This is a genomic window from Cobetia sp. UCD-24C (assembly GCF_001306765.1).
GTDB classification, from domain to species: Bacteria; Pseudomonadota; Gammaproteobacteria; order Pseudomonadales; family Halomonadaceae; genus Cobetia; species Cobetia amphilecti.
The window spans coordinates 202,685-225,129 of the sequence record NZ_LJTD01000008.1 but is presented as its reverse complement, the minus strand read 5'-3'; the positions used below and the strand labels follow the sequence as shown (position 1 = coordinate 225,129).

The window sequence follows — 22,445 nt, the reverse complement described above, 5'->3', positions numbered from 1 at the left end:
GAGTGAGACAGGTCAGCTGGTGGCGGCCCGCCGGGCAGACACGCAAGTGAAAGGTTGGCATGCCAGACTGGCGACGGCGCCTTGCCCGCTGACTGATGTGACCTTTGCGCGACCTGCGCGCCAGCGCCACAGCGAGCGGCGAGGCGAGAGCTGGCAGTCAGCCGGTGGCCAGGCACGATGGAATTGACGATGTGGCGTGCCAGTCCCTGGCGCGCCTGACATGCATGAGGGTGCCGTTCGCGGCGCCCGCTGGAGGTGACAACCCGCCGATGAAAAGCTCTGCTCCTGAGAAGGCCCCGCTGGTCAAGCTGCGTGGCATTTCCAAGACCTTTGGTGATCGCAAGGTGTTGGACAGCCTTGACCTGGATTTGAACGATGGTGAGTTCGTCACGCTGCTGGGCCCGTCCGGTTGCGGCAAGACCACCGTGCTGAGAATGATCGCCGGCTTCGAATCGCCGGATAGCGGCACCATCACGCTCGAGTCGACGGCCTTGCATGAGCGTCCCGCTCACCAGCGCCCGGTCAATACCGTCTTTCAGAGCTATGCGCTGTTTCCGCATATGAACCTCTACGACAACGTGGCCTTCGGGCTGCGCATGGAAAAGGTCGCCAAGGCCGAGATTCATGAGCGGGTGCGCGAAGCGCTGGAGATGGTGCAACTGGCCCATCTGTCGGACCGCCGCCCGGACCAGCTCTCCGGCGGGCAGCAGCAGCGCGTCGCGATTGCCCGCGCCGTGGTCAAGCGTCCCCGTGTCCTGCTGCTCGATGAGCCGCTGTCGGCGCTGGATTACAAGCTGCGCAAGCAGATGCAGAACGAGCTCAAGCGCCTGCAGCGTCGCCTGGGCATCACCTTCGTGTTCGTCACCCACGATCAGGAAGAGGCGCTGTCGATGTCCGATCGCGTGGTGGTGATGCGCGAAGGCGGCATCGAGCAGATCGGCACGCCGCGGGAGGTCTATGAATCGCCGAGCACGCTGTTCGTGGCGCGTTTCGTCGGTGAGATCAACCAGCTGGCGGCGCAGGTCGTGCGCCCCGCGGCGACGGCCGGACGCATCGAGATAACGCTGCTCGGTCAGACGCTGGAACTCAGCAGCCATGGCCGCACCTATCAGGGCGGAGAGGCGGTGCAGGTGTTGCTGCGCCCGGAAGACATGCGACTCAAGGGCACCGAGGACAGCGAAGGTTTCCCGGCGCGCGTCATCGAGCGCAACTACAAGGGCATGACCCTGGACACGGTGCTGGAGCTGGACAGCGGTCAGCAGTTGTTGGCCAGCGAGTTCTTCGACGAGGATGACCCTGACTTCGATTACCGCCTCGGCGAGCGCGTGCGCGTCAGCTGGGTGCCGGACTGGGAGATCATCCTGCCCGATGATGAGCCGGCCGTGACGGGGGCGGGTGCATGAGTCTGGTGCGCAACCCCTTCAAGACCGCCACCCTGACCATCATCTGGGGCTGGCTGATCGTGCTGGTGCTGGCCCCGACGCTGCTGGTGGTACTGGTCAGTCTGATGCCGGAAAACACCGGCCAGCTGCTGGGCGGTGAGCTGTCGCTGAGCACGCTGTGGCAGGGCTTTCTAACCAACTATGGCCAGATGATCAGCCCGGTGTACCTGAGTGTCTTCGGCCATTCGCTGTGGATCGGCCTGATCACGACGTTGATCTGTCTGCTGCTCGGCTATCCCTTCGCGTGGATGATCTCGCGGGCCAGCCCGCGCCTGCAGCCCTTGCTGCTGCTGTTGGTGATCATTCCGTTCTGGACCAACTCGCTGATCCGCATCTATGCCCTGCGCACGCTGATCGCGACGCGCGGGCTGCTCAACGATGTGCTGATGAACCTCGGCCTGATCGATGCGCCGCTGCGCCTGCTGTATACCGAGGAGGCAGTGATCGTGGGGCTGGTCTACATGCTGCTGCCGTTCATGATCCTGCCGCTGTATGCCGTCTTCGAGCAGCTGAGCCGCCCGACGCTGGAGGCGGCCCGCGACCTGGGCGCCAATGGCCTGGCCACCTTCCGCCATATCGTGCTGCCGCTGACCATGCCGGGCATCATCGCGGGCGTGCTGCTGGTGTTCCTGCCGGCGATGGGCATGTTCTATGTCTCGGACCTGCTGGGCGGCTCGCGCCATCCGCTGATCGGCAACATCATCAAGGGCCAGTTCCTGGAGGCCAACAACTGGACTTTCGGCGCGGCGATCAGCGTGATGCTGACGCTGGTGATGGCGTTCCTGCTGCTGGCCTATTACCGCAGCGTCAAGCTCTTCAAGCGTGAGGTGACCCTATGAAGGCAAGCGCCGCGCTGCGTTGGTTCAGCCGCTGTTACCTGACGCTGATCTTCACGCTGTTGTATGTGCCGATCCTGGTGTTGATCGGCATCTCGTTCAATGACTCACGCAACCCCTTCGTGTGGGGCGGCTTCAGCCTGCGCTGGTACGACAAGCTGCTAGGCAATGGCAATCTGATGGAGGCTGCGCTCAATACGCTATGGCTCGGGGTGACGGCGGCGACGCTGGCGACCCTGATCGGCACGCTGACGGCCACTGCGCTTTATCGCTATCGCTTCCGCGGCAAGCCGCTGCTCAATGGCATGCTGTTCACGGTGATGATGATGCCGGACATCGTGATGGCGATCGCCTTCCTGGCGCTGTTCATTGCGTTGGGGATCCAGCTGGGCTATTTCTCGCTGCTGGTCTCGCACGCCACCTTCTGTCTGCCGTTCGTGGTGATCACCGTCTATTCCCGCCTGACGGGCATCAACCCGCAGTTGCTGGAAGCGGCGCGTGATCTCGGTGCCAGTGAAGCCCGCGCCGTCTGGCACGTGCTGGTACCGGCGCTGATGCCGGCGATCGCCTCCGGCTGGCTGCTGAGCTTCACCCTGTCGCTGGATGATGTGGTGATCTCGACCTTCGTCACCGGGCCGACCTTCGAGGTGCTGCCGCTGCGCATCTACTCGATGGTGCGGCTGGGGCTCAAACCTGAAGTGAATGCATTGGCAACCCTGCTGTTGGGGCTGTCGCTCTGTCTGCTGTTGATTTCACAGTTGTTGCTCAAGGAGAAAAAATAACATGCAAGGTACCCGTTTCCCGCTGCGCGCCGCTGGCCTGATGGCTGCCATCAGCCTGGCTTCCGTGGCCACATCCGCCCCCGTTCTGGCCGCGGATGACAGCGACAAGGTCCTTTACGTCTACAACTGGACCGAGTACATGCCCGATGAGGTCATCGAGCGCTTCGAAGAGCAGACCGGCATCGATGTCGTCTACTCCACCTTCGATTCCAACGAAGCGATGTACGCCAAGCTCAAGCTGCTGGACAGCGACAACAGCTACGATCTCGTCTTCCCGTCGACCTATTACATCGACAAGATGGCGCGTGAAGGCCTGCTGCAGAAGCTGGATGTCAGCAAGCTAGACCATTTCGAGGACCTCGACCCCAACCTGGTCGATCGTGACTTCGACAAGGGCAACCAGTACAGCGTGCCTTACATGTGGGGCAGCGCCGGTATCGGTTACAACCCGGACTATGTCGAAGAGGGCGCACTGACCAGCTGGAACGATCTGTGGAACGACAAGTATCGTGACAAGCTGCTGCTTTCCAATGACATGCGTGAAGTCTTCCATGTCGCACTGGCAAGCCTCGGCTTCAGTGGCAACACCACGGACCCGGACGAGATCAAGGCGGCCTACGAGAAGCTGACCCAGCTGATGCCCAACGTGCGTGCCTTCAACTCAGACGCGGCGCGCGTGCCCTTCATGCAGGGTGAGGTCGATGCCGGCCTGATCTGGAACGGTGAGGTCTATCAGGCTAACCAGGAAGGCGTGCCGGTCGAGTATGTCTATCCCAAGGAAGGCATCATCCTGTGGATGGACACCATGGCGATTCCGTCCAACGCGCGTCACGTCGATGCGGCTTATCAGTTCATCGATTACCTGATCAGCCCGGAAGTCAGCAAGGAAATCAGCGAGTACGTGGGTTACACCACGCCGAGCCTGGCGGCCAAGAACATGATGGACCCGGAAGTGCGTGACAACCCGGTGGTCTTCCCGACTCAGCAGGATCTCGCCCGCGGCGAATTCCAGACCGATGTCGGCGATGCGCTGTCGATCTATCAGAAGTACTGGGAGCAGCTCAAGACCGGGCATTGATCCGCCCTTGAGGCGTGATGACGCAAGAAATCACGTCAGCGACTTGAGCTGAACCGACGCCCCGAGGCATGCTCTGTCTCGGGGCGTCGTCGTTTGTCGACCTTGGCTGCGCGCTCCACGTAATTGACACGTCCTGGTGAAGACTGGAGGGTGCCATGTCACGTTTTTCCCCTGCAATGATGTCGGCGGCGCATGCCCGTGAGTTGAGCAGTGCCGAGGCGGATGATCTGTTCAGTCGTGAGATGCAAGGCGTTGCTCCCCTGACGCGCGGCAAGGACCGCGCCGATGTCACCACGGCCCGCAAGGGCCCCAGCGAGGCTCAGCTGGCACGGCGTGAAGACGCACAGAAGACCCTGGGCAATGAACTGGACGGGCTGTCCGACAGCTACGTGGAGCATCTCTCGCCGCATGACCCGGTCGAGTTTCGCCGCGATGGCATCCAGACCGGTGTGCTGGAGCGCTTGCGCCAGGGCGGCTACCCACCCGAGGCGCAGCTCAATCTGATGCGTCGTCCGCTCATCGAGTGTCGCCGTGAGGTACATCGCTTCATTCAGGAAGCCTGGCGCACTGAGTTGCGTTGCCTGCTGGTGATTCATGGCAAGGGGCGTGATAGCGAATCGCATGCCGCCTTGATTCGTGCCTACCTGGTGCACTGGCTGGAGCAGATGCCCGAGGTGCAGGCCTGGAGCAGTGCCACGCCACGCCACGGTGGGTTGGGGGCGACGCTGGTGATGTTGCGCAAATCCCGCACGGCGCGTGACAACAACCGCGAACGGCACCAGAAGCGGCGCGGCTGATCGTTGCGAGCAGCAAATCCCGCAAGCAGGCAAATCCGCAACCAGCAGACAGACACAAGAAAGCCCCGCCAGGCCGCGATTGTCGCGAGCTGGCGGGGCTTTTTCATATTCATGGCTCAAGCTGACTATTGCACGCTGTAACCGCGACCGGTGAAGCAGGCACTCAGCGCGCGGCGATAGGTGTCTGCGTTGCTGGCGGTCACGGGCGGTGCCGCGGAATTGGCTTCGGCGCCACTCTGCTGATTGGCCCAGCGATGGCACTCATAGCGATCACGCGCTTGCTGGTCTTCACTCTGGCCCTTGGTGGGGTAGGCGATGACATCGACCGCTGCGGCCGTGAGTGTCGCCTGAGCGGGGGCCTGGACCGGCAGATACTGCTGCTGGCTCTCCTCCCACAGGTAATAGGTGCCTGCCGCCAGGAAATACAGCGTAGCGCCCACCCAGACACCGCGCGCCCCTGCGGGCAGGCCATGACCGTGCCCCGGGCCACCCGGTGCCCAGCGAATCAGCCGACCGGGCTCACCATGCCCGATCACGATATCGGGGCCTATGTAGCCCGGCCCATCGAAGCGCCCATGCCCCGGGCCCGCCATGGCGGACGTGGCTGGCAGGGCACTCAACAGGGAGAGAGACAGCGCGAGCGCGCGCAGGGGGCCCTTGCCGGAATGACGATTGCGACTCATGCGTTTACTCCTGTGTGACCAGCATGGCATTTGAGTGTGCCGATGACGTTGGGTGCCAGTGTGCAAGCATCAAGAAAACAAATGGCATCCTGCGCCATGTGTGTGCCAAGAAGTTGGACGGTAGTTGGACAAGACATTGGTCATATAGGCATTAGGTGATATTATCCGCGCGCAATCTGATCATGTTTTTTCATTATAGTGTTGTTTGCCAGCAGGGCGCCGAGACAGCCCACGGCGTCTCTCCCGGACACTCACAAGGAAATCTCCATGCGCAATACCCCTGCAGCGGGCGGTGGCGAAGATGCCATTGCCGAGCCGCGCACCGGCTTGTTTGCCAAGGTCAACCCGCCGGTCTTCTTCGGCGCGAATGCCATCATCCTGTTATTGGTGATCTTCACCGCGGTGTTCTCGGACACGGCCATGTCCGTGTTCGAGTCGGTCCAGCATTGGATCACCAACACCGTGAGCTGGTTCTACATCCTGTGCGTGGCCATCGTGCTGATCTCGGTGGTGTATGTCGGCTTCTCACGCCATGGCGAGATTCGCCTGGGGCCAGACCACTCACTGCCGGACTACAGCAACGTCACCTGGTTCGCGATGCTGTTCTCGGCGGGCATGGGGATCGGTCTGATGTTCTTCGGCGTGGCCGAGCCGGTGATGCACTTTCTCAACCCGCCGACGGGTACCCCGGAGCAGGTCGAGACCGCGCGTGAAGCGATGAAGCTGACCTTCTTCCACTGGGGGCTGCATGCCTGGTCGATCTACGCCATCGTCGCGCTGATTCTGGCCTACTTCAGCTATCGCCATGACCTGCCGCTGACGCTGCGCAGTGCCTTGTATCCTCTGATCGGCAAGCGCATCTACGGCCCGATCGGCCATGCGGTGGACATCTTCGCCATCGTCGGCACCGTCTGTGGTGTCGCCACCACGCTGGGCTACGGTGTGGCACAGGTCAATGCCGGGCTCTCGCACCTGACCGGCATGCCGAACAACGACTGGACCCAGGTCGCGATCATCGTCGTGATCACCGGCCTTGCCACCATCTCGGTCGTGACTGGCCTGGACAAGGGCATCCGCATCCTGTCCGAGATCAACCTCGGCCTTGCCGTGGTGTTGTTGCTGTTCGTGCTGCTGCTCGGCCCGACCGCCTTCCTGCTCAAGGCGTTCGTCCAGAATTCCGGCTTCTACATGGCCGATATCGTCGGCAAGACCTTCGAGCTCTACGCCTACGAACCCAATGACTGGATCGGTGGCTGGACGCTGCTCTACTGGGGTTGGTGGATGTCCTGGTCTCCGTTCGTCGGCATGTTCATCGCGCGTGTCTCGCGTGGCCGTACCATCCGGGAATTCGTGATCGGCGTGCTGTTCGTGCCGGCCGGTTTCACCCTGCTGTGGATGACCATCTTCGGCAACACCGCCATCTCGATGATTCTGGAGCAGAACGTCACGGCGCTGGTCGATACCGTCAACGACAACTATTCGCTGGCCCTGTTCACCTTCCTCGAGCAGCTGCCGCTGTCGTCCATCACTTCGGTGATCGCGCTGGTGATGGTCATCGTGTTCTTCGTCACCTCGGCGGATTCCGGCTCGATGGTGGTCGACATGCTGGCCTCCGGTGGTCGTGAAGACACCCCGACCTGGCAGCGTATCTACTGGGCCTTCGCGGTGGGTCTTTTGGCCATCGTGCTGATGCTGGCCGGTGGGCTGGGGGCACTGCAGACCGCCACCATCGCCACCGCCTTGCCGTTCGGCATGATCCTGCTGGCCGCGATCTTCGGTCTGCTGCGTCAGCTCAATCTCGAGTCCGTCAAGCGCCGCTCGCTGTCGGTGAACACCGCAGCCGCGACGCCGATGGGCGAGAAGGGCAACTGGCGCAAGCGTGCCCAGCACCTGATGAGCTTCCCGACGCGCGCCATGGTACGTGGCTTCCTGCGCGGCACTGTCGCGGAAGGCATGCAGGAGCTGGCCGAAGAGCTGCGCAGCCAGGGGCTGGAAGTCGACGTCACCACCAGCCGTGATCGCGTCTACTTCAATGCGCGCCACGGTGAGGAAGATGACTTCATCTACGGCGTGCGCATTCGCTCTCACCTGCGTCCGGACCTCAATCTGGACCAGGAAGACGAGGGGGATGAAGAGGACTACTGTCGTGCCGAAGTCTTCCTCAAGGAAGGCGGTCAGTCCTATGACCTGATGGGCTACAGCAAGGACCAGGTCATCAATGATCTGCTCGAGCAGTACGAGCGTCATATGCACTACCTGCACCAGCTGCGTCTGAGCCAGTCCGTCGGTCAATGATCTGAGCGGGCAGTCAGTGACGCTTCACGCGTCGTCATGACGCAAGAGCCCCTTGTGGAGAGATCCGCCAGGGGCTTTTGTCTGTCTGGATGAGGTTCCCTGAAGGAAGCGGCCTGGATAGGACCTCTGCCGAAAGACGCCGCAATGTGAGGCCTCTTTTTCTCGGCTCAGGCATTAGCGCTGCTTATCCAGGCGGCGTCGAGATCTTATTGGTCTCGCAAGCGGGGGGCCTATAGCATGGACTCTCCCCACAAAGTCGCATATCGGCTGGGGTCAGATGACATGCCGTGGTGTTGTCGTCTGCCAGGGTTCCCGCCCATGACTGGCCGAAGGTGAACGCGATCTGCCCGCAATGTCCCCATGACGACTGGGGTTCCTTGAGCCCCGGCATCCGCAGTCATGAACAGCGATACCGCTGTCATGAATGACGGTACCGATGTCACGAACGACGATACCGATGTCATGAACGACGGTACCAATGTCACGAACGACGATAGCGGCATCATGAAAAATGATAATAAAAACCCGTCACGAGGTAGAAACATGTTGAAAGGAAAGGAACTGGATGCACTCATCGAGCAGCGAGGTGTCTTGAAGGGACTCAACTCGACGCTCGGTATCACCGCGATCACCATGACCGTGTTCTTCATTCTCTATGCGATTCTGTTGGGCAAGACGGCCAGCGATCAGTTTCTGGGCATCAAGGCCTGGATAGAGAGCACCCTGGGTTGGTACTACGTGCTGGTGATGTTCTCGACCTTCGTGGTCTGTCTTTACGTGATGTGTTCGCGTGTCGGCAAGATTCGGCTGGGGCGTGACGATGAGCGTCCCGAGTTCAGCAATTTTGCCTGGTTCTCGATGCTGTTCGGCTGCGGGACCGGCGCGGGCATGCTGTTCTTCTCGATGTCCGAGCCCATGATCCATTTCGCGAGTGACTGGAGCGGCGGCAATCCGTTTCTGAGTGCTGACGTCAAGGCGGCCGTCGCCGCCTTCTTCGAAGCCAAGCAGGCCGCCCTGGCGAGTGGTCTCATGCCGGGGGACGAAGGCTTCCCGGTGCCTGACAGCCGCGTCGCGGAAGCGGCCGCCGGTGGCATCAAGCTCACCGTCTTCCACTGGGGCACGATCGCCTGGGCCATGTATGCCATCGTCGGGCTGTCACTGGCCTATTTCGCCTTCCGCAAGGGCCTGCCGCTCTCGATGCGCTCGGCCCTCTATCCGCTGATCGGCAACCGGATCTACGGGCCCATCGGGCATACCGTCGATATCCTGACCGTATTCGGCACCATTTTCGGCATCGCTACCACGCTCGGTCTGGGCGTCGAGCAGATCGGCTCCGGCCTGATGTCACTGGGCCTCATCGAAGAGAAGTCACGCATGGTGACCGTGGTCTCCATCGTGTTGATCAGCGTCATCGCTACCCTGTCAGCGACCAGCGGCGTGGCACGTGGCATCAAGCTGCTTTCCACCTTCAATACCTGGGTCTGCCTCGGCATCCTTGCCTACTTCCTGCTGGCAAGCGACGCCAACTATCTGATCGCGAGCTCCATCACCGCGCTCGGGGATTACCTCACCGATGGCGTCTCGATGACACTGTGGACGGCGCGCACGCCGGACGAGCAAGTGTGGCAGGGCGGTTGGACCATCTTCTACTGGGGCTGGTGGATCGCCTGGGCCGGTTTCGTCGGCATGTTCATTGCCCGCATCTCGCGCGGCCGGACCATCCGTGAATTCATACTCGGGGTGATGGTCATCCCCTCCATCGTGGCGCTGGTCTGGTTCGGCGTCATCGGCTCGGCTGGGATCTATCAGTCCCTGTACGGGGCCGACATGGGCATCTACACGGCTGCGGTCACCAACTGGGACTACGCCGGCACCCTCTACCACTCGTTCGAGGTGCTCACACCCGGCATCGCTGCGACCGTGGCCAAGGTGGCCGCGCTGGTCGTGGTGATCATCTTCTTCGTCACGTCTGCGGATTCCGGCACCCTGGTGCTGGGACGCTTGCTGGCCTTCGGTCGTCGTCCTCCGGTTCAGCAACGCATCATCTGGGGCATGATGCTGGGCGCCGTGACCTTGATCCTGCTGTTGCTGGGGGGCGATCAGGCGCTCAAGTCCCTGCAGGCTGCTTCGATCGCCGGCGCCTTGCCGTTCACCTTCGTGCTGATCGCCATGATGATCGGGCTGTTGAAATCGCTGCGCGAGGACGGCGAAACGATGATCGAGAACGAGGAGCATATCCGCAAGATGATCGAGAACGAGGTCCGCGACCTCTCCTGAGTTGCCGTTTGCCAGGCGTATGCGTTTGGTGTGCAAGACATGAGGCCTCTGCCCCTGGGCAGGGGCCTCGTTGTTTCTCGCTTTCGGGACAGGGCTGTTTACCTCCTTGGGCTCAGGGCTGTTTCCCTGCTCCAGAGCAGGCCTGCGCATGTCACCAAGGTCGCAAGGCAATATCAAACGTACGTATGTTCCAATGCTGACAGGTCCATCGATTCCGCCAACGGCGCGCAGCATCGGTTTGCGGCTATGCTGTCGACAGTGAAGGGCCCACAGGCTGACACCCACCCGACGGAGTCCCGAAAGCGCCTCACCACGCATCTCACCACGATGTCTTTCGATCTGGTCTCACAACGATGTCTTGCAACGACGTCTACAACAACAAGGTAGCGGGGGCAGTGACGCCGAGCGCCCCACGTACTGATCAAGGAGCAACGCCATGCATGATCCCCTAGCGGCTCGACCCGATGAGTCAGGCAAGTCCACTACCGATACCACTGCCGATTCCACTACAGAACCTTCCCACATGGCCGATGCCTCGCCCGACGCTTCGAGAGCACAGCCAACGGCAGGCGACATGAGTGGCATGTCGTGCCTGCGGTCTTCTCAGGAGGTGGATTTCAGCGGCTACGACTCCCTGATGGACATGCTGGAGAAGGCCTGCTCGGCGCATGGCGAGCGTCCTGCCTTTACCTGCATGGACCGCACCATGACCTTTGCGGAGCTGGATGCCACCAGTCGCCAGCTGGCGGACTGGTTCCAGCATGAGACCGACCTCAAGCCGGGCGATCGGGTCGCCATCCAGCTGCCCAATACGCTGATGTTTCCGGTGGTGGCCTTCGCCGTGCTGCGAGCAGGCCTGGTGCTGGTGAATACCAATCCGCTGTATACCGAACGTGAGATGGAGCATCAGTTCAATGATTCCGGCGCGCGGGCGTTGGTGGTGCTGGCCAACATGGCGGACAAGGTCGAACGCGTGCGGGAGCGCACTGGCCTCGAGTACGTGCTGGTCTGTGAGTTGGGCGACATGCACCCGGCCTTCAAGCGGCTGTTGATCAACACCGTGGTCAAGCACGTCAAGAAACTGGTGCCGAGCTATCACCTGCCCGACGCCATCCCGCTGCGCACGGCCATTTCGCAGGGCAAGGCCGAGCGCTGGGAGCGGCCGACACTGGCACTCGATGATGTCGCTGTGCTGCAGTACACCGGCGGCACCACCGGGGTCGCCAAGGGCGCGATGCTGACTCACCGCAACCTGCTCGCCAACATGCTGCAAGGCAAGATGGCCCTCACGCAGGGTTTGAACCCCGGCCACGAGACGCTGGTGGCGCCGTTGCCGCTCTATCACATCTACGCTTTCACCATTCATCTGGCCTGCATGCTCAGTGAAGGCAATCACACCCTGTTGATTCCCAATCCGCGCGATATCCCGGGCTTCGTCAAGACGCTGCAAAAGCACGACTTCACGATGTTCGTCGGTCTCAATACGCTGTTCGTGGCGCTGTGCAACAACCCCGGCTTCCAGGCACTGGACTTCTCGAAGCTCAAGATCACCACCTCAGGGGGCGTGGCGTTGACGCGCAAGGCGGCAGAAGAGTGGAAGCGGGTCACCGGCAGCGATATCTCCGAGGGCTACGGCATGACCGAGACCTCGCCGATCGTGTCGTTCAACCCGCTGGATGCCATTCAGCTCGGCACCATCGGTCGGCCGATGCCCTCCACCGAGGTGCGCTTATATGACGATGAGGGTGCGCTGGTCGCGATGGGGGAGCCGGGCGAGCTGTGCGTGAAGGGGCCGCAGGTGATGAAGGGGTATTGGCAGCGTGAGCAGGCAACCAAGGACAGCTTCACTGCCGATGGCTTCCTGCGCACCGGGGATATCGCGGTCTTCCAGGACGATGGCTATATGCGCATCGTCGATCGCAAGAAGGACATGATCATCGTCTCCGGCTTCAACGTGTATCCCAATGAGGTCGAGGACGTCATCGTGCGTCACCCGGACGTGCTCGAGGCGGCCGCCGTCTCGGTGGTGGATGAGCGCAGTGGTGAGGCGATCAAACTGTATGTCGTGCTCAAGGACGGCGCAGAGCTCGAGGCGGATGCGCTGCGAGACTGGTCGCGCAAGGAACTGGCCAGCTACAAGGTGCCGCGTCAGGTGGTCTTCATCGACGAGCTGCCCAAGACCAATGTCGGCAAGGTGCTCAGACGTGAACTGCGCGACTCGCCGCCGGAATCTGCCTGACCTTGCCTGTGTTTTCTCCCTGTTACAGCCTGAAACTCGGGCCGTAATCACAGACGGTATACACAGCCCTGAATCATAGCCCTTGAAACACGAACGCCCCGCTCAATGAGCGGGGCGTTCGTGTTTCAAGGCAAGGCGCAGGCGAGAAGGCCTGCGCCTGGCGTCAGGCGTCCTTCTTGGGCTGGGTCGCGTTGTAGACCTCGAGGTCCAGCTCGTTCTCGGACTTGCCGACCAGGGTGGTGACCATCAGGTCGCCCGCGACATTCACGGTGGTACGCGCCATGTCGAGGATACGGTCGATACCGGCGATCACCGCGATGGCTTCCAGCGGCAGGCCGACCTGGCTCAGCACGATGGACAGCATGATCAGGCCGGCGCCCGGCACACCGGCGGTGCCGATGGAGGCCAGCGTACCGGTCAGCACGATCATGCCGTAATCCATCATCGACAGCTCGATGCCGGTCATCTGGGCGATGAACAGTGCCACCACGCCTTGGTAGATGGCGGTGCCATCCATGTTGATGGTCGCGCCGACCGGCAGCACGAAGCCGGAGACACCTTCCGAGACGCCGAGGTTCTTCTGGGCGCAGCGAATCGAGATCGGCAGGGTGCCGGAGCTGGAGGCCGAGGAGAAGGCCACGACCAGTGCATCGACGATACCGCGCAGATAGCGCACCGGGTTCAGCTTGCCCAGTGTCGCCAGCAGGCCGGAGTAGACCACCAGCACGTGCACGATGCTCGCCAGATAGGCCACGCCGATCACCTTGGCCAGCGGCAGCAGCACATCCAGGCCGTAGTTGCCGGAGACATGCGCCATCAGACCGAAGACACCGAACGGCGCGAAGGCCATCACGAATTCGGTCAGCTTGTACATCACTTCGGCGAAGCTATCGAAGACGCGCACGACCGGCTCGCCTTTGTCGCCGATCATGATCAGCGAGATGCCGATCCCGATGGCGAAGACGATGATCTGCATGATGTTGCCATTGGCCAGCGCATCGATCGGGTTGCTCGGCACCAGGTCGACCAGAATCTGCACCAGCGAAGGCGCGTCCTTGGTTTCCATCGCCTTGTCGAAGTTGAACTCGAAGCCGGCACCCGGCTGGAAGATGCTGGAGGCCAGCATGCCGATGGCGATCGCGAAGGCGGTCGTCAGCAGGTAGAGGGCGATGGTCTTACCGCCGATGCGGCCCATCTTCTGCGGGTCACGCATCGAGGTGATACCGACCACCAGGGTGCTGAAGACCAGCGGCACGATCAGCATCTTGATCGCATTGATGAAGATATCGCCCAGCGGCTTGAACATGCTGGCGCTTTCTCCCATCAGGGCACCAGCGAGTACCCCCAGGGCGAGGCCGCCCAGGATCTTCTGCCACAACGGCAAACGGCGCCACAGGTTAGGGCGGGAGGAATCACTCATGGAACTGTCCTTAGGTGTCTAGCGATGATCATCGCTGATGATGCTCAGGGCGCGCCCGAGTCTGTCGTCTCGATGCCTTGTCACGATTGCGCACTGCATTAAGCACTTTTTTGGTGCGGGAAGATTAACAGTCAGCCTGCACTCACCCTCTGCACCTTTAGTCGCAAAAAAGCGTTCTTTCACGCGAATTCAGCTTTCCATGCCGGACGCGCATGCGCTCATGCCGCAAAAGGTTCCACCAAAGAAGTAGTTGTCAGGCAGGCATATCGTCTGTCTTTGCGTTACCTTGACGTTAACGTTAACTGTTAGGCCGCCAGAGCGACTTTCCACTAGTCTGATGGTAGGCACTGATGTCATCGCCGAATCGACAGCTTCCGGTTCGACAGCTTCCGGTTCGACATCCCTGAAGGTACGCCATTGCCTGCCCGGCCTCACGAGGGCTGGGTAATCCCTCAAACGCCTGATCGGTAAGAGAGGACGCTGAGCATGTCCGATACAACAACACGCGGACCCGTTTCCCCGGGGACCGCGCCGCCCGATGGCTCACAGCCAGAGCTCGATGACCTGACCGCCATGCCGACGGCAGACCAGATCGCGCCGCAGGGGCCGACGGTGCTGCATCACCTGGCCTTCATGACCGGCGATGAGCTCTGCATCCCGATCTTCAAGCGCCTGCGTCAGGACGGCACCCTTTATCCCGACGATACGCCACAGGGGCAGGGAAATGTCTCTCAGGGAGACAAGTCGCAGGACGCTTCACCCATTCAGCGCGACCCCATCGAGCGTGACACGGCGCTCAAGATCTACCGGACGATGCTGTTCACCCGGGTGCTGGATGAGCGCATGCTGGCCGCCCAACGCCAGGGGCGCTTGAGCTTCTACATGCAATGCACCGGCGAGGAAGCCACGGTGATCGGCAGTGCGGCGGCGCTTCAAGACGATGACATGATCATGGCGCAATACCGTGAGCAGGGGGCGCTGGCCTGGCGCGGCTTCAGCTGTGACGAATTCATGAACCAGATGTTCGGCAACGAGCGCGACTACGGCAAGGGCCGTCAGATGCCGATCCACTATGGATCGCGTGACCTGCACTACATGACCATCTCCTCGCCGTTGGCGACCCAGATTCCCCAGGCGACCGGCTATGCCTACGGCCAGAAGCTGGCGGGCAAGGGGCAGTGCACCATCACCATCTTCGGGGAAGGGGCCGCCTCCGAGGGCGATTTCCATGCTGCCCTCAACATGGCCTCCGTGCATCGGGTGCCGTGCATCTTCCTGTGTCGCAACAATGGCTATGCCATTTCCACCCCGTCATGCGAGCAATTCGCCGCCGATGGCATCGCGCCCCGTGCCTTCGGCTATCACATGCAGAGCATCCGGGTGGATGGCAATGACGTGATCGCCGTCTACGAAGCCACCCTGGCGGCGCGCAAGATCGCGGTCGAGACCAATCAGCCGATATTGATCGAGGCGATGACCTACCGTCTGGCGGCGCACTCTTCTTCGGATGACCCCTCCGGGTATCGCAGCAAGAAGGAGGAGGCCATCTGGCGTGACAAGGACCCCATCCTGCGCATGCGCAACTGGCTGGAGGCGCAAGGCTGGTGGAGCGAGGAGGAGGAAAAGGCCACTGGCGATCAACTGCGTCGCGAAGTGCTTGAGTCGATGAAGCGTGCCGAGAAACTGGCGCCACCGGCGCTGGACACGCTGATCAGTGATGTCTACGACACGCCGACGCCGTTGCTCACGCAGCAGCTCGAAGACGTGAAACAGCATATTCGCAAGTATCCGCATGCCTATCCCAAGGGCGCCGCCAGCATGGGGTTCACTGCGCAGGAATTGGAAGTCAGTCGCAAGGCGTATCAGGCACGTCAGCAGCGCATGCAGAGCCATCAGCCTGTGGATGGAGGCCAGACATCATGAGCGAGCAGATGAGTGAACAGCCGTTGGAGAAAACGCCAGTGACAGACTCAGCTGCAAGCGACTCAGCTGCGGCGGGTTCAGCGGCGAAAGAAGCGTCTGCGGCGACTGGCAGCAAGGATGGAGCAGCCTCGGCCTCGGGCAAGAAACAGATGAACATGCTGCAGGCGATCAACAATGCGTTGGATATCGCCATGGCCGCCAATCCCCGTGTGGTGCTGTTCGGGGAGGACGTCGGGGTATTCGGTGGTGTCTTCCGGGCTACCAGCCACCTGCAGGACAAATACGGTCGAGAGCGCTGCTTCAATACGCCACTCACCGAGCAGGGCATCATCGGGTTCGCCAACGGGCTGGCGGCGCAGGGCTCGACGCCGGTGGCCGAGATCCAGTTCGCCGACTACATCTTCCCCGCCTTTGACCAGATCGTGAACGAGGCGGCCAAGTTCCGCTATCGCTCCGGTGATCTGTTCGATGTCGGCGGCCTGACGATTCGCACGCCCTATGGTGGCGGCATCGCAGGCGGGCTCTATCACTCCCAGTCGCCCGAGGCCTATTTCGCGCATACCCCGGGCCTCAAGATCGTGATGCCACGCAATCCCCACCAGGCCAAGGGGCTCTTGCTGGCGGCGATTCGCGATCCTAATCCGGTGCTGTTCATGGAGCCCAAGCGGCTCTATCGCGCCTCGGTGGGCGAGGTGCCAGAAGCCGATTACGAACTGCCCCTGGGCGTGGCCGACGTCATTCGTGAAGGCCGCGATATCACGCTGCTCGGCTGGGGCGCTCAGATGGAGGTCATCGAGAAGGCCGCTGCGCTCGCCGAGCAGGATGGCATCGACTGCGAGATCATCGACCTGCGCAGCATTCTGCCCTGGGACATCGAGACGGTGTGTAATTCGGTGCTCAAGACGGGACGCCTGGTGGTCAGTCATGAAGCGCCGCTGACGGGAGGCTTTGCCAGCGAGATCGCCGCCACCGTGCAGGAGCGTTGCTTTTTGTATCTCGAGGCACCGATCCGACGCGTCACAGGCCTTGATACGCCGTTCCCGCTGGTGCTCGAGAAGGAGCATCTGCCGGACGAGCTCAAGATCTACGAGGCCATCAAGCAAAGCTTGAATTACTGATGACAGGGAGTGATGCGCGCCATGAATGATTTCATCCTGCCCGATATCGGCGAAGGCATCGTCGAGTGCGAGCTGGTCAAGTGGTTGATCAAGGAAGGCGACGTGATCGAGGAAGATCAGCCGGTGGCCGAGGTCATGACAGACAAGGCGTTGGTGGAAATCCCCGCGCCCCACGCCGGCACCGTGGTCAAGCTTTACTGTCACGAAGGCGAGATTGCCCGTGTCCATGCGCCGCTGTTTGCGGTGGATGATGGCGTTGGCAGTGATAGTGATAGTGACAAGACCGGACACGGCGAGCGTGAGGATGACCATGCCGGCGATGTCATGGCGGTTGCAGCGCCTGCTCGCTCGACGGCACAGACTCAGTCAGCTGCCAGCCAGGCGACCAGCAGTCAGTCGGATGTCGCGCTGTCAGGCAGCAATGGGGCAGCTACCACACCGACAGCCGCGGCCCTTGAGCGCCGCTCGCGTGATTTCATCCTGCCGGATATCGGCGAAGGCATCGTCGAATGTGAAGTGGTCACCTGGCACGTCGCGGAAGGCGACACGGTGGAAGAAGACCAGACGATCGTCGATGTGATGACCGACAAGGCGCTGGTCGAGATCACCGCCTCGGAGCCCGGGCGTATCGTGCGCTTCCATTACGCCCAGGGCGAAAATGCCCGAGTGCATACGCCGCTGTATGCCTATGTGCCTGATGAGGAGGCAGAGGCTGAAAGCGCTGAGAGCACTGAGAGCGCTGATAGCGAAGTCACCGCGCCTGAACGCAAGCAGGAGCAGTCAGAGCGTCTGTCGGAGAACCGCCAGGAGGGCGACGACAAGAGCGACAACAAGAGTGGGCAAGACGGGTGTCACCAGGAGAGCCGGCCTCGCATACCCGCGACCCCTGCCGTGCGCCGCTTATTGCGCGAGCATCAGCTCGATATCCAGGCCATTGCAGGCTCGGGGCGTAACGGCCGGGTGCTGAAGGAAGACGTGCTGGCTTATCTCAAACAATCCGAGGCTCACGAGACTGACGTGACACCTGATGACTCTCACAAGGTCGGCGCGGCCGCCGAGACCGACAAGGCACCTGCCCAGGCGTGTGCTGTGGCCAGTCACGAGGTGCGATCGTCACGCCTTGAGTCAAAAGCGGTACCGCTCAAGGGTGTCGCGGCGGTGATGGCCAGGCGCATGGTGCAGGCCAGCACGCAGATCCCGCATTTCCATTACGGCGATGAGCTCGATATCACCGACCTGCTGGTGTTGCGGGCCCGCCTCAAGGTACGCGCCGAGCAGCAGGGCATTCGCCTGACCCTGATGCCGTTCATCATGAAGGCCATGGCGCTGGCGGTCATCGAGGAGCCGATTCTCAATGCGCGCCTCAGTGAGGATGAGAGCGAGATTCTCTATCAGGGCGCCTGCAACATCGGCATGGCGGTGGACAGTGCCAGCGGGCTGATGGTGCCGAACGTGAAGGGCGTCGAACGTCTGAGCATTCTCGAGATCGCGCGTGAGGTCGGTCGGCTGACCGAAGCTGCGCGCAGCGGGCGCGTTGCCCAGGCGGACCTCAAGGGCGGCACCCTGTCGATCTCCAATATCGGGGCGCTGGGTGGCACCTACGCCGCGCCGATCATCAACCAGCCGGAGGTCGCCATCGTCGCGCTGGGGCGCACTCAGCGTCTGCCGCGCTTCGATGGCGAGGGCAATGTCTGTGCGCGTGACATCATGACCATCACCTGGGCGGGGGATCATCGCATCATCGACGGCGGGACCATCGCGCGCTTCAGCAATCTGTGGAAGCACTATCTCGAGCACCCTGACGAAATGCTGCTGTCGCTGTCATGAGGCGTTGCTTGCTCCAGGGGCCCCGGCTAGAGAGCATCCTGCATGATTGATGCGCGCGCCCACGAGCGCCTGCAACAGTTCTATATCCCGGAAGAGCAGTCGATCTATCTGCTCTCGCATCATGATGCCAAGAAGCTCAAGGACTGGGTGGCGCTGTGCATCGCCCAGCTCGAGGGGCTTGGCTACCGGGATATCCATCTGGTCGGCAAGGGCGCCTATGGTTTCGTGTTCGCAGGCTGGCGCCTGGGCGAAGACCGGCGCACGCGTGAAGAGCACGTCTTCAAGTTCACGCGGGTGACTCTGCCCCAGGCACTGCAGGACCGCCTGGAGGAAGAGGCCTACATGCTCGACCAGGTCGCCCACCCGCTGATTCCGCGTCTGGTCAGCTATCAGCGGGTACGGCGGCAGTCGATTCTGGTCATGCAGCGCGCGCCGGGTATCAATCTCGAGGAGTATTCACTGCGTCACGGGCGGATGTCGCCGCGTCTGGTGGTCAAGATCGCCAGTCAGCTGGCCGACATTCTCAAGTCGCTGCGCGGGGCATCGACGGGAGCGGGCACGCCACCGGTCGTGCATGGCGACATCAAGCCGTCGAATCTGGTCTTCGATGTCGAGCGGGAACAGGTGGCATTGATCGACTGGGGCAGTTCGGTATTCGCTCAGCTCGATGAGCATCAGCAGTTCATCACTACCAACGTGATGCAGCTGATGTCGGATAACCTGCAACAGACCAATGCGCGTCTGGGCGACGTCTATTTCATCGGCGAGGAGCAGCTCAATGGTGCGCTTTCGTCGCCGCGCTTCGATGAGCAGGGCGTGGCCGCCACACTTTACGCGCTGGCGTCTGGCCAGTCGTGTCGCTTTGGCGTGCGTGCCATCCCGGCGGTGTCATTGGGGTTGCCCCGAGAATTCGCGCGTCTGCTCGATGGCATGCTGGCGGATGACCCGCAGCTGCGTATGCAGGCCGGCGACTATTTTCTGCGCGAGATGGGCAGGATCGCACGGCTGGTGATGCCGGAATTGCCTCTCGAGCCGCCACAGTCTCTGCTGCCGGTCTGGGTGAGGCCGGCAACGCGCGAGATCGATACGGTCGTCTATACCTCGCGCAAATCCTTCCTGCGTGAGGCCTTCGAGGCGGACGAGACCGGCGAACACGCTGGCAACGCGCTGGACGCCGTCGATGATGTCCAGCTGGATCGTTACTACAAGAACTTCATGCAAGGCATGGGCGGCACCGAAAAAGCCTTCCTGGCCGCGGTCAGTCGTCTGGGCAAATACCCGATCGTCGGCGGCCTGGCGATTCGCTGGGAGCCACAGGGCATCTTCGTGGATACTGCGCTGCACCTGCATGACCCTGCCTTGAAGGCCGCCTTCGTCGTCGCGATCAACAACATGGTCGCTCTGGCGCGTGCCATCTATCGCCAGGGCGTGTTCAAGGCGTGTCTGTTCAATGCTCGCGATACCCTGCATCTGGAGCGAGAAGACCCGGAGGCCGCCTTCGTCTTCGCGCCGCCGGCAGACGGGGAGGCCAGACCTCGCTTGAGCTATGAGGTCAGCGCGGTGCCGGAGCTTGAGGATGACACGCGTGTGCACTCCTACTTCGAGGATGGCCCGGACCCTGAAGAACTGCTGGTGCTGCCCGAGAAGATATTGAAGGCACTGGAGTCACTCAATGCCATCCACCACACCGGCATGCTGATCTTCGAAGCCCTGCCACACCACCTCAAGATTCACAGTTACTACCGACTGCTGGACCCCTCGCGCGAGCAGGAATTCGCGCGTCTGCTGGCGGACATTCTCGATGCCGTGCCGCTGATCTCCGGGTTGGGTATCTCCGGCTTCATGAAGATGCCCTACAAGAACACCAAGCATTTCGATCATATCGAGGCGCAACCCGAACGCTTCTATCCACGGGATCCGCGTGCCTGGCCGCGTGGTCCGCATGCGGTGTGAAGGCAAAGAAAAACCCGCCTGAGACAGGCTCAGGCGGGTTTCTTCACTTAGGTGGCTCACTTAGGTGGCTCACTTAGGTGGCTTCACTGAAGGTCCAACGCACTGCTGGCCATGCTTCAGCGAGCTGTCAGTCCTTCATCTGACGCGGGCGCGTCATGGCCTGCGGGGATAGCAGTGCCTCCAGGCGCGCTTCGTCCAGTAGGCCTTCCTCACGTACCAGTTCCAGCACGCTGCGACCGCTGACCAGGGCTTCCTTGGCGATGCGGGTGGCATTGTCATAGCCGATATACGGGTTGAGCGCGGTGATCAGGCCGATGGAGTTGTTGACCAGCTCGGCGCAGCGATCACGGTTGGCGGTGATGCCGATCACGCAGCGATTCTTGAGCATGGTCATGGCACGGCTCAGCTGGCGGATGGAGTCGAGCAGCTTGTAGGCGATCAGCGGCTCCATCACGTTGAGTTGCAGCTGGCCGGCTTCCGCCGCCATGGTCAGCGCGGTGTCGTTGCCGATGACATCGAAGGCGACCTGATTGACGGCTTCTGGAATCACCGGGTTGACCTTGCCCGGCATGATCGAGCTGCCCGGCTGCTGAGGCGGCAGGTTGATCTCGTTGAAGCCGGTGCGCGGGCCCGAGGACAGCAGGCGCAGGTCGTTGCAGATCTTGGACAGCTTGACCGCCAGGCGCTTGAGCATGCCGTGGAACAGCACGAAGGCGCCCATGTCGCTGGTCGCTTCGACTAGGTCCGACGCCGGGCGAAAGTCGATGCCGGAACGACGCGCCAGAGCCTCGATCGCCAGTGCGCTGTAGCGCGGGTCGGCATTGATGCCGGTACCGATCGCGGTCCCGCCCAGATTGACCTCCTTGAGCAACTCATTGAGGTTGGCGATGCGATCGACGTCTTCACGCAGGGTGTTGGCAAAGGCGCGGAATTCCTGGCCCAGCGTCATCGGCACCGCGTCCTGCAGCTGGGTGCGACCCATCTTGACCACGTCATCGAATTCCAGTGCCTTGCTGGCGAAGGCATTGGCCAGTTCGCTCAGCGCGTCCACCAGCACCGAGTGGCTGCGCAGCAGGCCGACACGGATGGCGGTCGGGTAGGCGTCGTTGGTGGACTGCGCCATGTTGACGTGATTGTTGGGGTGCAGCTGCTGGTAATCGCCTTTCTCGTAGCCGAGGAATTCCAGGCCAAGATTGGCGATCACTTCGTTGGCATTCATGTTGGTCGAGGTGCCGGCGCCGCCCTGGATCATGTCGACCACGAACTGATCGTGATGGTCGCCATTCATCAGACGCGCACAGGCGTGCTGGATGGCATCGTGCTCGCGCGTCTCGAGATAGCCCAGCGCATGGTTGGCTTCGGCGGCGGCGGCCTTGACCAGCGCGAGCCCTTCGACGAGACGCGGGAAGTGCGACAACGGCACGCCGGAGAGGTGGAAGTTGTTCAGCGCGCGTTGGGTCTGCACACCGTAGTAGGCATCAGCCGGCACCGGCTCGCGCCCGAGGAGATCCTTTTCAAGTCGGAAGCCGTTGGCCAGTGCCTCACGCTCGGCATGGCTCAGGTCGGCCGGCGTGGAAGTTGCCGGGGTGGCATTGGCGGCGATGGGGGTTTCCGAGAGATGGTTCACTTGGGCGGAACTCCTGGCTGAAGTACACTGTGGCGCTTGAATGGCGGCTAGGTGGACAAGGGTAACCAGCGCAGCCCCTCGGCGGCCAATGCCATTCAACGCTGCCGTATACGTCAAACGCATAAGACGAAGGTGGTGGTGCGCCGCG

General features: G+C 61.8%; 15 protein-coding genes and 1 pseudogene. 13 read left to right on the top strand and 3 right to left on the bottom strand.

The features are described 5' to 3' along the window. Nucleotides 1-269 precede the first annotated feature (269 nt). The 5 genes from potA (at nt 270) to smrA (ending at nt 4,935) form a co-directional block, all read left to right on the top strand. Entirely contained in the window at nt 270-1,403 is a 1,134-nt protein-coding gene (potA, locus tag AOG28_RS12965) for a spermidine/putrescine ABC transporter ATP-binding protein PotA (RefSeq protein ID WP_054556701.1), read from the top strand. Continuing rightward, entirely contained in the window at nt 1,400-2,281 is an 882-nt protein-coding gene (gene potB, locus AOG28_RS12960) for a spermidine/putrescine ABC transporter permease PotB (RefSeq protein WP_043333577.1), read from the top strand. Before potA ends, potB begins: the two co-directional genes overlap by 4 nt. Beyond that, the gene (gene potC, locus AOG28_RS12955) at nt 2,278-3,060 is read left to right on the top strand and encodes a spermidine/putrescine ABC transporter permease PotC (RefSeq protein WP_043333579.1); all 783 of its coding nucleotides are present in this window, start codon (nt 2,278-2,280) and stop codon (nt 3,058-3,060) included. The genes potB and potC overlap by 4 nt, the downstream gene beginning before the upstream one ends. A 1-nt stretch (nt 3,061) precedes the next feature. Continuing rightward, entirely contained in the window at nt 3,062-4,138 is a 1,077-nt protein-coding gene (locus tag AOG28_RS12950) for an extracellular solute-binding protein (protein ID WP_200906786.1), read from the top strand. A gap of 155 nt (nt 4,139-4,293) precedes the next feature. Further along, a complete protein-coding gene (smrA, locus tag AOG28_RS12945; protein ID WP_235507028.1) occupies nt 4,294-4,935 on the top strand; it encodes a DNA endonuclease SmrA in 642 nt (213 codons plus the stop codon). A 125-nt stretch (nt 4,936-5,060) separates the two neighbouring features. On the opposite strand, the gene AOG28_RS12940 is transcribed toward smrA, so the two are convergent. Beyond that, nucleotides 5,061-5,618, bottom strand: a complete 558-nt coding sequence (locus tag AOG28_RS12940) for a hypothetical protein (RefSeq protein ID WP_054556700.1) — start codon at nt 5,616-5,618, stop codon at nt 5,061-5,063. A 267-nt stretch (nt 5,619-5,885) separates the two neighbouring features. On the opposite strand from AOG28_RS12940, the gene AOG28_RS12935 reads away from it, so the two are divergent. The 3 genes from AOG28_RS12935 to AOG28_RS12925 all read left to right on the top strand — a co-directional run bounded on the left by AOG28_RS12935 (nt 5,886) and on the right by AOG28_RS12925 (nt 12,429). Continuing rightward, nucleotides 5,886-7,913, top strand: a complete 2,028-nt coding sequence (locus AOG28_RS12935; protein ID WP_082388772.1) for a BCCT family transporter — start codon at nt 5,886-5,888, stop codon at nt 7,911-7,913. Between the two features lie 543 nt (nt 7,914-8,456). Further along, nucleotides 8,457-10,190: a BCCT family transporter gene (locus AOG28_RS12930; protein ID WP_054556699.1), complete on the top strand. Its 1,734-nt coding sequence runs from the start codon at nt 8,457-8,459 to the stop codon at nt 10,188-10,190. A 574-nt stretch (nt 10,191-10,764) separates the two neighbouring features. Continuing rightward, nucleotides 10,765-12,429: an AMP-binding protein gene (locus AOG28_RS12925; RefSeq protein WP_054556698.1), complete on the top strand. Its 1,665-nt coding sequence runs from the start codon at nt 10,765-10,767 to the stop codon at nt 12,427-12,429. Between the two features lie 163 nt (nt 12,430-12,592). On the opposite strand, the gene AOG28_RS12920 is transcribed toward AOG28_RS12925, so the two are convergent. Next, the gene (locus AOG28_RS12920; RefSeq protein ID WP_054556697.1) at nt 12,593-13,849 is read right to left on the bottom strand and encodes a dicarboxylate/amino acid:cation symporter; all 1,257 of its coding nucleotides are present in this window, start codon (nt 13,847-13,849) and stop codon (nt 12,593-12,595) included. A 573-nt stretch (nt 13,850-14,422) separates the two neighbouring features. Between AOG28_RS12920 and AOG28_RS12915 the strand changes: the two genes are divergently transcribed. The 5 genes and pseudogenes from AOG28_RS12915 (at nt 14,423) to AOG28_RS12900 (ending at nt 20,670) form a co-directional block, all read left to right on the top strand. After that, entirely contained in the window at nt 14,423-15,772 is a 1,350-nt protein-coding gene (locus tag AOG28_RS12915) for a thiamine pyrophosphate-dependent dehydrogenase E1 component subunit alpha (protein WP_442854955.1), read from the top strand. A 149-nt stretch (nt 15,773-15,921) separates the two neighbouring features. Next, a complete protein-coding gene (locus tag AOG28_RS12910) occupies nt 15,922-16,890 on the top strand; it encodes an alpha-ketoacid dehydrogenase subunit beta (protein ID WP_054556696.1) in 969 nt (322 codons plus the stop codon). Between the two features lie 12 nt (nt 16,891-16,902). Next, nucleotides 16,903-17,070, top strand: a pseudogene (locus tag AOG28_RS18930) (biotin/lipoyl-containing protein); the annotation flags it as partial. Between the two features lie 297 nt (nt 17,071-17,367). Then, nucleotides 17,368-18,717 (top strand): 2-oxo acid dehydrogenase subunit E2, encoded by a 1,350-nt coding sequence (locus AOG28_RS12905; protein ID WP_235507032.1) that lies wholly within the window; start codon nt 17,368-17,370, stop codon nt 18,715-18,717. A gap of 42 nt (nt 18,718-18,759) precedes the next feature. After that, nucleotides 18,760-20,670 (top strand): protein kinase domain-containing protein, encoded by a 1,911-nt coding sequence (locus tag AOG28_RS12900; protein ID WP_054556695.1) that lies wholly within the window; start codon nt 18,760-18,762, stop codon nt 20,668-20,670. Nucleotides 20,671-20,797: 127 nt separating this feature from the next. Here AOG28_RS12900 and AOG28_RS12895 read toward each other — a convergent pair whose 3' ends face one another. After that, on the bottom strand, nt 20,798-22,207 hold the full coding sequence (locus AOG28_RS12895; RefSeq protein ID WP_235507031.1) for an aspartate ammonia-lyase: 1,410 nt from the start codon (nt 22,205-22,207) through the stop codon (nt 20,798-20,800). Nucleotides 22,208-22,445 lie beyond the last annotated feature (238 nt).